At 36.7% G+C, this 12,799-nt stretch carries 13 protein-coding genes; 8 read left to right on the top strand and 5 right to left on the bottom strand.

Annotated features, from left to right (window positions below; genetic code table 11):
* Positions 1–45 precede the first annotated feature (45 nt).
* The 5 genes from DD829_RS02320 to DD829_RS02300 form a co-directional block, all read right to left on the bottom strand.
* On the bottom strand, positions 46–864 hold the full coding sequence (locus DD829_RS02320; protein ID WP_108410463.1) for an OmpA family protein: 819 nt from the start codon (positions 862–864) through the stop codon (positions 46–48).
* A gap of 114 nt (positions 865–978) precedes the next feature.
* On the bottom strand, positions 979–2,676 hold the full coding sequence (gene lysS / locus DD829_RS02315) for a lysine--tRNA ligase (RefSeq protein WP_108411496.1): 1,698 nt from the start codon (positions 2,674–2,676) through the stop codon (positions 979–981).
* A 278-nt stretch (positions 2,677–2,954) separates the two neighbouring features.
* Positions 2,955–3,884, bottom strand: a complete 930-nt coding sequence (gene rlmF, locus DD829_RS02310; RefSeq protein ID WP_165796750.1) for a 23S rRNA (adenine(1618)-N(6))-methyltransferase RlmF — start codon at positions 3,882–3,884, stop codon at positions 2,955–2,957.
* A 3-nt stretch (positions 3,885–3,887) separates the two neighbouring features.
* Positions 3,888–4,262 carry a c-type cytochrome gene (locus tag DD829_RS02305; RefSeq protein WP_076393273.1) on the bottom strand — a complete coding sequence of 125 codons (375 nt, stop codon included), beginning with the start codon at positions 4,260–4,262 and terminating at the stop codon, positions 3,888–3,890.
* Positions 4,262–4,483: a hypothetical protein gene (locus tag DD829_RS02300; protein ID WP_076393272.1), complete on the bottom strand. Its 222-nt coding sequence runs from the start codon at positions 4,481–4,483 to the stop codon at positions 4,262–4,264. Before DD829_RS02300 ends, DD829_RS02305 begins: the two co-directional genes overlap by 1 nt.
* Positions 4,484–5,019: 536 nt before the next feature.
* Between DD829_RS02300 and DD829_RS02295 the strand changes: the two genes are divergently transcribed.
* The 8 genes from DD829_RS02295 (at position 5,020) to trpA (ending at position 12,792) form a co-directional block, all read left to right on the top strand.
* The gene (locus DD829_RS02295; RefSeq protein WP_116547477.1) at positions 5,020–6,447 is read left to right on the top strand and encodes an anthranilate synthase component I family protein; all 1,428 of its coding nucleotides are present in this window, start codon (positions 5,020–5,022) and stop codon (positions 6,445–6,447) included.
* Positions 6,448–6,458: 11 nt separating this feature from the next.
* Positions 6,459–7,049 (top strand): anthranilate synthase component II, encoded by a 591-nt coding sequence (locus DD829_RS02290; protein ID WP_108411658.1) that lies wholly within the window; start codon positions 6,459–6,461, stop codon positions 7,047–7,049.
* A 38-nt stretch (positions 7,050–7,087) separates the two neighbouring features.
* On the top strand, positions 7,088–8,074 hold the full coding sequence (gene trpD / locus DD829_RS02285; RefSeq protein WP_108411660.1) for an anthranilate phosphoribosyltransferase: 987 nt from the start codon (positions 7,088–7,090) through the stop codon (positions 8,072–8,074).
* 181 nt (positions 8,075–8,255) lie between these two features.
* Positions 8,256–9,035, top strand: a complete 780-nt coding sequence (trpC, locus tag DD829_RS02280; RefSeq protein WP_116547487.1) for an indole-3-glycerol phosphate synthase TrpC — start codon at positions 8,256–8,258, stop codon at positions 9,033–9,035.
* Positions 9,036–9,044: 9 nt separating this feature from the next.
* Entirely contained in the window at positions 9,045–9,719 is a 675-nt protein-coding gene (locus tag DD829_RS02275; protein ID WP_108410273.1) for a phosphoribosylanthranilate isomerase, read from the top strand.
* A 244-nt stretch (positions 9,720–9,963) separates the two neighbouring features.
* Entirely contained in the window at positions 9,964–10,527 is a 564-nt protein-coding gene (locus DD829_RS02270) for a hypothetical protein (protein WP_076393267.1), read from the top strand.
* Positions 10,517–11,695: a tryptophan synthase subunit beta gene (gene trpB / locus DD829_RS02265; RefSeq protein ID WP_108410244.1), complete on the top strand. Its 1,179-nt coding sequence runs from the start codon at positions 10,517–10,519 to the stop codon at positions 11,693–11,695. The genes DD829_RS02270 and trpB overlap by 11 nt, the downstream gene beginning before the upstream one ends.
* A gap of 362 nt (positions 11,696–12,057) precedes the next feature.
* On the top strand, positions 12,058–12,792 hold the full coding sequence (gene trpA, locus DD829_RS02260; protein ID WP_108409593.1) for a tryptophan synthase subunit alpha: 735 nt from the start codon (positions 12,058–12,060) through the stop codon (positions 12,790–12,792).
* Positions 12,793–12,799 lie beyond the last annotated feature (7 nt).

Genomic DNA, 12,799 nt, shown 5'->3' with positions numbered 1-12,799 from the left:
GTATAATAGTTTCGGCGCAGCTTTGCTGCGCCGAAATCTTGTAATCTATTTTTTAAGCAAAACAATTTCCACCCTCCTGTTCTTCATGAAATCCTCTTCCTTTCTTTCGGGATAAACAACAGGATTGAGATGTCCCATTCCGGTTGCTTTGATGCGCGTGGAAGCAATTCCCTGTTTTTCCAGAAATTCTTTGATGGCATTGGCTCTCGCCCAAGATAGGTTAAATGTTTTCAAATCTAAATCTTCACCATCGAAATTGTCATAATCACAGCAGATATGTCCCTGCAATTCTACTTCGATTGTCGGATTATTTTTTAAAATTTCCGCTAACTGCATCAATACACTATTTCCTTTTGGCAGCCATACGTGGCGACCTCCGATAAAATTAACATTCGGCAAAGAAAAAGTTTCTCCGATTTTCATTTCTGAAACTTTTTTGCTGAAAAAGCTCTCAAAGGTTTTCCCCGAATGTATTTCTCCGGCAATCATCACCCGATCAATAAATACATCTACCCTTCTGTTTTTACCGCGCAATTCTTCGGTACTGTTGTCATTGATGGGTTTTTCTTTTCCCAATCCTACTACACTTTCCAGTTTGATATTATTTCCGACTTTTGACTGTAAATATTGATTAACCGCATTAGCACGATTTTCAGACAGCTTTTTATTGTATTCCGAAGTTCCGGAAATATCACAATTTCCAAAAATTCTGAATTTCAGATTGCTTCTCAACTGCGCCAGACTGTCAAGCTTTTTCTGCGATTCTTTCGTCAGTTTAGAACTATTGTACTCAAAATAAACCGAACTAAGCATCTGAGCTTTCACATTGACGAACAGAAAAATAAGGACGATAAGAATTCTCATCTCATTTAGTTTTTATGAATAACGTAAATTATGCAAAAATAGTTTTTTGTGCTTTATAAAAAATTCCGGCGGAAGCTTTGCTTCCGCCGGAACTAAATTATATGATATAAAATCTTAAACCAGTTTCATCAAAAGAACCTCATCAATCTTCTCCACTTTCACGATATTATTTTTCGTTAAAGTTTTGGATGCCTTGTCCCATTTCTTTCCTGAAAGTTGAGATTGCTCTTTCACTTCTGCCAAAGCAATCTGTTCTCCTGATTTTAAAATTTCAAGAATTACTTTTTCATCTTCACCCAGTTCAATTTGAGGAACCGCTTTTTCAGGTCTCATCTGAGGGAAGAATAAAACTTCCTGAATGGATGCATTATTTGTAAGGAACATAATTAATCTGTCCATTCCGATTCCTAAACCGGAAGTTGGCGGCATTCCGTATTCCAGCGCTCTTAAGAAATCTTCATCAATAAACTGTCCTGCTTCGTCGTCTCCTTTTTCTGATAATTTTAGCTGCTCCTCAAAACGTTCTCTCTGGTCAATCGGATCATTAAGCTCAGAATACGCATTGGCGATTTCTTTTCCGCAAACCATCAGTTCAAAACGCTCGGTTAAACCTTCTTTGCTTCTGTGCTTTTTCGTAAGCGGTGACATTTCGATCGGATAATCTGTAATGAAAGTTGGCTGAATAAAGTTTCCTTCGCATTTTTCACCAAAAATTTCATCAATTAATTTTCCTTTCCCCATCGTTTCATTCACATCAATTCCGATAGATTTTGCAAAATCGAATAATTCCTGTTCTGTTTTTCCGGTGATATCGAATCCTGTAAATTTCAGGATCGCATCCGTCATGGAAATTCTCTGGTAAGGCGCTTTGAAATCCACTTCGTATTCCCCGAAAGTAGCTTTTGTTGTTCCGTTCACCTGAATGGCACAGAACTCTAATAACTTCTCCGTGAAATCCATCATCCAGTTGTAGTCTTTGTAGGCTACATAAATTTCCATTGCGGTAAATTCCGGATTGTGGGTTCTGTCCATTCCTTCATTTCTGAAGTTTTTGGAGAATTCATAAACCCCGTCAAAACCACCTACGATTAATCTTTTAAGATATAACTCGTTGGCAATTCTTAAATATAAAGGAATATCCAAAGCATTGTGATGTGTAATGAAAGGTCTTGCCGCAGCTCCTCCCGGAATCGCCTGTAAGATCGGAGTTTCCACCTCAAAATATCCTGCATCATTAAAGAATGTTCTCATTGCATTGAACAATTTTGTTCTTTTTACGAAAACTTCCTTAATCTGAGGATTTACCGTTAAATCTACATAACGCTGTCTGTATCTTAGCTCCGGATCATTGAATGCATCATGAACAACACCGTTTTCATCCGTTTTTGCCTGTGGAAGAGGTCTTAAAGATTTCGTTAACAGCGTGAAATTTTTCACCAAAACCGTCTTCTCTCCTACCTGTGTTGTAAACAGCTCACCTTCAATTCCGATAATATCTCCGATATCCAAAAGATGTTTGTACACTTCATTATATAACGTTTTATCTTCTCCTGTACAGATCTCATCCCTGTTAAAATACACCTGAATTCTTCCTGTAGAATCCTGCAACTCAGCAAAAGAAGCTTTCCCCTGAATTCTTCGCGACATCAGTCTTCCCGCGATCTTCACCTGTTTACTTTCTGCGAAATCCTGTTTTATAGATTCTGTAGTATCTGTAATGATGTATTCATCCGCCGGGAATGCATTAATCCCCATTTCAACAAGCTTATTCAGCTTTTCTCTTCTAATGATTTCTTGTTCTGATAATTGCATTTCTTATTTTTCTAAAAGCGTACAAATTTAGTGATTATTTATAAAATTCTGCTTTAAAGTTGAAGCAAATATTTTATGCTGTAATAGATTATTATGTACAGTCACAAATCAATTCGGCTGCTAAATTAGCAGACAGCGTCAAACCGATACCAAGTTTATCTACCGAAAACAATAGGCTTGATATTTTGCATGGATAGAATACTCAGACGCAGATATTGTAAAGAAAATTGTTCTAAAAACACAATATTAAAACGCCTTACCAATATAATGTAGGACATTTATATTTTTGACTTCAAAAACCAGTCTTTATGCTTATTAAGATCAACAAAGGTCCAAGCCAATATACGGCTGATTTTCTGTCCCTGAGACATTTCGATAATCCTGAAATCGACTGCTTTTATTTTCTTTAAAAGGAATGTTAATTTACTGAGGTTCTCTTTTTTGGAAACAAGACAGGTAAACCATAAAACCTGAGAGGAATACAGAGCACTTTCGCGAATCATATTTGTAATGAAAGCCAGTTCTCCGCCTTCACACCATAATTCCGACTGTTGTCCTCCGAAATTCAGTAATGGTTTTTTAACCGTAGATTTTTTGAGATTTTTTGTCTTTCTGAAATTCCCTTTCATGGCAGATTCTTCGGAATCATGAAAAGGCGGATTGCACATCGAAAATACAAAACGATCTTCTTTATCAATAATATTTTTGAAAATACGTTGAGTTTTCGGCTGTTTTTTCAGATGTATAAAAGGTAATAAATCCGGATTCTGACTTAAAATATATTCTGCATTTTTCAGGGAAATGTCGTTAATATCAGTTCCAAGCATTTTCCACCCGTAAGAACGATGGGCAATTAAAGGATAGACAAGATTTGCTCCTGTCCCGATATCCAGTCCTTTAATATCAGAATTCTGAGGATCTTTTTCACCGATTAAATCGGCAATATAATGAATGTAATCTGCTCTTCCGGGAATCGGAGGACAGAGATTACCATCGGGAATATCCCAATCCTGAACCTTATAAAAGTGTAACAGCAAAGCTTTATTCAGCAATTTTACAGCCTTCGGAAGACTGAAATTAATTGTTACACTTTGATAAGCGTTCACAAAAACATAATGTTTAAGTTCCGGTACACAGGAAATCAGCTTTTCGAAATCATAAGGATCACGATGCAGATTTCTTGGATGTAAAGCAGACTTTTCAGTCATCAATTATTTTTTCAGACTTAAAATATACTGTACCATTTTTTTGGCATCTTCTTTCGATACCTGTGGATGTGGAGACATCGGAACGCCTCCCCAAACTCCGCTTCCGCCTTCTATAATCTTGGAAGCCAGCATTTCTGCATCTTTTTCAGAATACTTATCCGCTATTTCCTGATAAGAAGGTCCTATCATTCTTTCATTCACCGCATGACATCCGGAACAGTCCAGCGTTTCAATAATTTTGTCGCCGGAAAGATTACTTTTCGCCGGTTCATTCATTGATGTAGCTTCAGGAGAAGCCGCATCAACAGGTGTATTTTCTTTTTTGGAACAGGAAAACATCAGCATTGCCAGACATCCTGTCAAAAACAGATTTTTCATTATTTTTTTGTAAGAGTATCTGCTTTAGCTTCAGCTGCAGGAAGAGATTCTGCGGCATTTACTTTTGCTGCTTCAGTTTTTTTGGCAGTAGAATCCACCACAGTTGGAGCATCCGGCTCTGGCAACATCGTGTTGCTGTCCTGTAAGTCATGATTTGGCTTTTTAGAGCAGCTAGCTGCCAATAAACCACCGATAAACGCGATTGCTAATACTTTTTTCATTATTTTTCCTATAAAATTTAGACAAAAATATAAAAAATAAAGTTTCAAACTTATGATAAACCTCCACTTTAAAGATATTTCATTAAATTTTTTCTGCTAAATGATTCTTCTGATTAGTGAAAGCCATCAGTTTCAGATTAAGTTTTTTGATGATCTGTTATTAATCATATTGCTTTTTAACGCAAAGGGTTCGCTAAGATTCTTTTATATGCCAACTGTTTTTGGGTTCGCAAAGGCGTTTCACTCAGCAAAGAACTCAAAGGTTTTTTAATGATGACAAATTGCGGACAACCATAAAAGTTTTTTTTAATTTCATAATTTTTTTGTTTTCATATTAAAAAAATTATATACATTTGTACTATGGTTAACAACAAAAATATGTGGTGGTGGCATTCAAACTCTTCGTCGGGTCTGATGTTATTGTCATGTTGTTAATGCTAAACAACCAACAGAAATAATTTATAACAAATAATAAAGACTTTGACGTAATCCGTTGAAGTCTTTTTTTGTTTCATCCATTTTAAAATTCAACTGCAATGTTCAGTAAAAAGATAAAAATAAAAACCGTTTCCAAAAAAACACTCGGAGATCTTCAGACTCCGATGAATATCTATCTGCAGATTCGCGACAAATTCAGAGATACTATTCTTCTGGAAAGCTCAGATTCTAAAAATATCGATAACAACTTCTCTTTCATTGCCATCAATGCGATTGCCGGAATTGAAATTAAAAATTTAAATGATTTTGAAATAAAGCTTCCGGGACAGGAACCTGTAAAACAATTTATCATTGAAAATAAAATTGAAGATGTTTTTCAGAATTTCTCAGATCTTTTCGAATGCGAAAAAACGGCAGATCCTATAGAACAGACGGCACAAAGTCTTTTCGGATATACCAGTTTCGAGGCGGTTCAGTTTTTTGAAAATATTCAGTTCAAAGCACAGAGTCCCAAAGTTGAAATCCCGATTCTTCGTTACCGATTATATCAATATGTTATTGCCATCAATCATTACAATGATGAAATGCATATTATTGAAAATCAGATGGAAGGTGTAAAATCTGAATTTTACCTTCTTGAAAGCTTAATCAAGAATCTGAATTCCGTAATTTATCCTTTCGAAAAAGAAGGAGCAGAAACTTCTAATATTACGGATGAAGAATATATTGAACTCGTAAAAACAGCCCAGAAACACTGCATGAGAGGCGATGTTTTTCAATTGGTTTTAAGCAGAAGATTTCAGCAGAAATTTAAAGGAGATGAATTCAATGTCTACCGTGCATTAAGAAACATCAATCCTTCCCCTTATTTATTTTTCTTCGATTATGGCAATTACAAACTCTTCGGTTCAAGCCCTGAAAGCCAGTTAATCATCAAAAACAACAAAGCCGTTATTCATCCGATTGCCGGAACATTCAAACGAACAGGACATTTTGAAACGGATCTCCAGTCTATCGAAAATTTAAAAAACGATGAAAAAGAAAATGCAGAACACACGATGCTTGTTGATCTTGCAAGGAATGATCTTGGAAAACTCGGAAAAAACGTAACGGTAACCAAATTAAAGGAAATACAGCTTTTCTCTCACGTTATCCACATGGTAAGCGAAGTAACCGCAGATCTGCAGGAAAATGTAAATCCTTTCGAAATGGTGGCAACAACTTTTCCGCAGGGAACTTTAAGCGGAGCCCCAAAACACAGAGCGTTGCAGTTAATTAACCAATATGAAAAAGATTCCAGAGGTTATTATGGCGGATGCATCGGAATGATTGGCTTGAACGGAGACTGCAATCAGGCAATTATGATCCGTACTTTTTTAAGCAAAAACAATACGCTGTATTATCAGGCAGGAGCCGGACTTGTGGCAAAATCAAACCCCGAAAGTGAGCTTCAGGAAGTAAACAATAAACTGAATGCCCTGAAAAAAGCAGTGGAAAAAGCGGAGAAATTAGTCGAAAATTATTAAAATCAAAAAAAATGAGCAATACTATAAAACAAACTAAAGTTCTCGTATTCGATAATTACGACAGCTTTACCTACAATCTGGTTCAGATTATCGAGAGAGTTTTGGATACCAAAGTGGATGTGGTAAAGAATGACCAGATCAGTCTGGAAGAAATCGATCAGTACGATAAAATCGTGCTTTCACCCGGTCCCGGAATTCCGGAAGAAGCCGGAATTTTACTGGATCTGATCAAAGAATACGCTCCTACAAAAAGCATTTTAGGCGTATGTCTCGGTCAGCAGGCAATTGCAGAAGCTTTTGGAGGAAGTTTAACCAATCTTTCCGAAATTTTTCATGGAGTGGCAACTTCCGCAGATTTCGTAAAAGAAGATACCAAAATTTTTAAAAATCTATCCAGCGGAATTGAAGTCGGAAGATACCACAGTTGGGTTGTTAACCGCGAAGATCTGCCGGAAGAACTGGAAATTACCGCAGTAGACAAAGATGGAATGATTATGGCGTTACAGCACAAAAAATATGATGTTCACGGCGTACAGTTTCATCCGGAAAGCATTCTTACTCCGCAGGGAGAAATTATTATCAAAAACTTTCTACTCAATTGAAAACAGCACAAATTCCCTCAACCATAAAACCTCCACAAATGAAAGAGATCCTGCAATACCTTTTTAATCATCATACCTTGTCCAAATCTGAGGCAAAGGCGATTATGATTGAGATTGCCCAGAATAAATTCAATGCAACCGAAGTTACGGCTTTTATAAGTGTTTTCCTCATGCGAAATATCACACTTAAAGAGCTGGAAGGCTTTCGTGAAGCCCTTCTGCAAATGGCAGTTCCCGTAAACATCGATTCCGGAGATGCCATTGATATTGTAGGAACGGGCGGTGACGGAAAAAACACTATCAATATCTCAACTTTAGCAAGTTTTGTAGTTGCAGGAACGGGACAGAAAGTAACAAAACACGGAAATTACGGAGCTTCTACCATCACCGGATCTTCCAATGTACTGGAAGAACTGGGCTATGAATTCAAAAACAGTTCGGAAAGACTTCAGGAAGATCTTGAAAAAGCCAACATCTGTTTTTTACACGCTCCCTACTTTCATCCGGCACTGCAATCGGTTGGTGCGCTGCGAAGAGCTTTAGGTCTCAGAACGTTTTTCAACCTTCTCGGCCCGCTTGTGAATCCGGCAAAACCTCAGTTTTCCATGATCGGCGTTTACAATCTGGAAATCGCAAGAATTTACCAGTATCTTTTGCAGAAGGACAACCGTGATTTTATCCTTGTTCACGGGATGGACGGCTACGACGAGATCAGTCTTACCCACGACAGTAAAATTATTACCAAAAAAGGAGAAGAAGTCTATTCCACGGAAGATCTTGGTTTTGATTCTATCACGCATGAAAGTATAAAAGCGGGAGAAACGCCTCAGGAAACGGCAAAAATTTTCAGAAATATTCTTCAGGGAAAAGGAACGGAACAACAGAATACAGTCGTATTGGCAAATGCAGCCGTCGCCCTTTATCACACCGAAAAATTCGGAAGCTATGAAGATTGCCTTTTGATGGCGAAAGAAAGTTTACATGGAGGAAAAGCATTAAGAAGTCTGGAACTTCTTTTGGAATAATACTTTTTCATTTCATTATCGGTCTTTTGTCATTCAGAGCGAAACGCAGTGAAGTGAAGAATCTATAAAAACACAGAATATGCTGAAAACTTTAGGTACACATAACTACATTTAAAAAACAGATTTCTCACTTCATTTCATTACGTTCGAAATGACAATGAATAGTAAATTAAAAAGAAAGATGAATATTTTAGATAAAATCATACAAAGAAAAAAAGAAGAGGTTTCCTTCTCGAAATCGAATACTTCAATCTCAGCATTGAAGGAATCTGAATTTTTCGGAAGAGAAAATTTTTCACTGAAAGAAAGCTTAAAAAAGAGAAGCGGAATCATTGCCGAATTCAAAAGACAATCTCCCTCAAAAGGAATTATTAATGATACAGTTTCACCTTTAAAAGTGGTTTCCGCATATGAAAAATTCGGGGCGAGCGGAATTTCTGTTTTAACGGATCGTGATTTTTTCGGAGGAAGTTCTGAGGATATTCTGAATGTAAGAAATTCTGTAAATATTCCGATTCTGCGAAAAGATTTCATGATCGATGAATATCAGTTTTATGAAGCCAAAAGCATCGGTGCAGATGTTATTTTATTGATTGCAGCCTGTCTTTCACCACAACAGGTTTCAGAATTTACAGAACTTTCTCACGAGTTGGGATTGGAAGTTTTACTGGAAATCCATACCGAAGAAGAGCTGAAACACATTAATAAAAACATTGATCTTGTGGGAATTAACAACAGGAACTTGAAAGATTTCAAAGTGGATCTGCAACATTCGGTTAATTTGAAAAATCAGCTTCCGAAAGACATTCTGTCTGTTGCCGAAAGCGGAATCTACAACGAAGAAGATTTCAGATATTTAAAAAATGAAGGTTTCGACGGATTTCTGATGGGCGAATATTTTATGAAACATGAAGATCCCGGAAAAAAGTTGGCTGAATTTATTACGAGTACAGGAATTTAAAAATCTGGTATGAATTTTACAGACAACAATCTATTGACGAATAAAAATGCTCCAAAGCTAAAAGTTTGTGGATTAACCCAATCTGATCAGATTCAGAAGTTAATATCTTTACAGACAGACTTTCTTGGTTTTATCTTTTATGAAAAATCGCTCAGGTATGTTTTGAAGCATTTGAATCCGGAACAGATTTCAGCAATTGAACATCCAGGAAAAGTCGGCGTTTTCGTAAATGAAAACTTAGAAAAAATAGTTGAAACAGCAGAAAAAGCAAAACTGAATTTCATACAGCTTCACGGCGATGAAGATGAATATTTTATTACAGAATTAAGAAAAAAATTAAATTCTGAAATCAAAATCATCAAAGTGATCCGAATTGGAAATCAAAACTCTGATGAGCTTCAGAAAACAATCAATCAATATGCGCAAACAAACGATTATATTCTTTTCGACACCGATTCAAAATCATTTGGAGGAACAGGAAAGACCTTCGACTGGAATCTGTTAAACGACATTGAAATTCCCCTTCCCTATTTTTTAAGTGGCGGAATTTCAGAAGAAAATACAGAAAACATCGGCATTTTACAACAAAAGCCTTTTGCTCTGGACATCAATTCGAGGTTCGAAACAGAACCCGGAGTTAAAAACATCAGCCGGATAAAAATATTTAAAGAAAAACTGATCTGATCATAAATTAAAACACAAAATTTGTTTAAACTCATTTAAAATTAACCGCAAAAGATACAAAAGACTTTATTGGATTTATTTAAAGTATTTCAAAAGTCTGCAAAGAAAAAAAATCTTTGATTTTTAAACTTATGTGCTCTTTTTTCCATTAAGTAGTAAACTTAAACAACTAAAGTGTTACAATCTTTTGCATCTTTTGTGGTAAAAAAGTTTAAACAAGCTTACAATAAAAAAACAAAAAACATTGAAAAAATATTATTCGAGAAAACTGAAGCTTTTAAAATTTAAGAAATTAAATCTTGAAGAGATCGGAAAATCCGTTCACAGAGTCCTGTTTTCTCAAAAATTTGAAAATGAAAAAGTAGAAAGACTGCATGATTTTGTCTCTGAAAATGACAGCAATACAGAATATTGGTACATCGGAGGATTATTAAGTGATTTCATCGAAATCATTAAAAATTTTCACAAAGAAGATGTCGAATATTTCTTTAAAACCATTCATTTCTGGGACAGCTATCATTTGGTAGTGATTGCCGATAAATTACTCGACAGCAACGTAAAAGCCAGTGTGAAATATGATTTTGGAATCGTTTACTGTAAAATTTTCTGCCTGTATGAGAAATTCGACTCTTATTATCTTGTTGATAATCTTGAAATTGCGATTACCATGTACAACTCGAAATTAGATTTAGATATTTTAATAGATTTAACTGCAAAACTGCATCTGCTGCATCAGAACAGACAGATCAGCAAACAGCAGTTTGATTATAACCTTTCACTGATAAATACATTACAAAATGAATTATAGAAACCCCGACGAACACGGATATTATGGAGAATTCGGAGGCGCTTTCATCCCGGAAATGCTCTACCCGAACGTAGAGGAACTGCAAAAAAACTATCTTGACATTATTGAATCTGAAGATTTTCAACAGGAATATCAGGATTTGTTAAAAAATTACGTAGGACGTACAACACCATTGTATTTTGCGAAAAATTTAAGCCGGAAATACAACACCAAAATTTACTTAAAAAGAGAAGATCTCAACCACACCGGAGCGCATAAAATCAATAACGCTTTAGGACAGGTTTTGTTGGCAAAACGTCTCGGAAAAAACAGAATCATTGCCGAAACCGGAGCCGGACAACACGGCGTTGCCACCGCTACAGCCTGCGCGCTTTTAGGACTGGAATGCATTGTTTACATGGGTGAAGTCGATATCCAGAGACAGGCTCCCAATGTCGCAAGAATGAAAATGCTCGGCGCAAAAGTCGTTCCCGCAACTTCAGGTTCCAAAACACTAAAAGATGCTGTAAATGAAGCCTTAAGAGACTGGATCAACAATCCCGTGACCACTCATTACGTCATCGGAAGTGTGGTCGGTCCGCATCCTTTTCCGGATCTTGTGGCGAGATTTCAGAGTGTGATTTCAAAAGAGATAAAAGAACAGCTTCTGGAACAGACAGGAAGAGAAAATCCTGATTATATTATTGCCTGTGTTGGTGGTGGAAGCAATGCAGCAGGCGCTTTTTACCATTTTGTGAACGAAAAACACGTGAAAATTATTGCTGCTGAAGCCGGTGGTTTCGGCGTAGAATCCGGAAAATCTGCCGCAACGACTTTTCTGGGAACTTTAGGCATTCTTCACGGAAGCAAAAGCCTTGTGATGCAGACCAATGACGGACAGGTTATCGAGCCCCACTCCATTTCTGCAGGGCTGGATTATCCCGGAATAGGACCTTTTCACGCAAATCTGTTCAGGGAACAAAGAGCAGAATTTTTCAGCATCAACGACGATGAAGCACTAAAATCAGCGTTCGAACTCACCAAAATCGAAGGCATCATTCCCGCTCTGGAAAGCTCTCACGCGCTCGCGGTTTTCGACAAAAAGAAATTCAACGAAGACGATATTGTGGTCATTTGTCTCAGCGGTCGCGGAGATAAAGACATGGAAACGTATTTGAAACATTTGTAAAATAATTCGGGCGATAATTTCCGTCTTCCACTCCCGCTTTTTTGTTCCGCTTTGCTGCACAAAAAGAGCTCCGTTCAAGCCGGATCGCATCGTCAACATCAAAAATAATTTTTGTCATTACGAAGAACTGATGAACTTACACTTTATTTAACCATAAAAGTCATAAAAGATAAACTAAATGATTAGTGTTTATCAATAAAAAGATCACAACAGCTTTCAAAAAATCTTTGATTTTTAAACTTTTGAGAGCTTAAAATATATTATAATCATACATTATAAATATCTTTTGCACCTTTTGCGGTTAAAATAAAAAACATTTTAAGCAGATTTTACGAAATGACATCATTAAAAAGCATTTTTAAATGAAAAAACTAAATATATACTTCACCGCAGGAATTCCCGAGCTGGAAAACACTGCTGAAATCATACAATTAATTCAGGATTCCGGCGTAGAGATGATCGAAATCGGGATGCCGTATTCAGATCCTGTTGCAGACGGTCCCGTTATTCAGCAGGCTCATGAATTAGCCCTGAAAAACGGAATGACCATCGAAAAACTCTTCTCACAATTGAAATCTATTAGAAACGAAATAAAAATTCCTTTAATTTTAATGGGCTACATCAATCCGGTGCTGCGTTTCGGATTTGAAGAATTCTGTGCAGCATGTTCGGAAAGCGGAGTTTCAGGATTAATTATTCCCGATCTCCCTCCTATTGAATTCGAGAAAAATTATCAGAAAGTTTTAGCAAAATACCATCTGAATTTCACCTTTCTGGTGACTCCCGAAACTTCGGACGAAAGAATTTTATACCTCGATTCCTTAAGTTCCGGATTTTTGTATGCGGTAAGTTCGTCTTCAACCACTGGAAACGATCAGGCTGTTCTCAAAAACGAGGAATATCTTTCAAGATTAGCTTCACTTCCTTTGAAAAATCCGGTGATGATCGGTTTTGGAATCAAATCAAAAGAAGACTTCGAAAATGTAACCGAAAAAGCGGATGGCGGGATCATCGGAACTGCTTTCGTCAACATTTTACTTCAAAATAGAGACTGGAAGACCAAAGCTATAGATTTCATCCATTCCATTAAAGCCTAAAAATCAC

It is taken from the genome of Chryseobacterium sp. HMWF035 (genome assembly GCF_003094695.1).
GTDB lineage: Bacteria > Bacteroidota > Bacteroidia > Flavobacteriales > Weeksellaceae > Chryseobacterium > Chryseobacterium gambrini.
The sequence above is the reverse complement of the archived record's forward strand: the minus strand, read 5'-3'. Positions and strand labels throughout refer to the sequence as shown.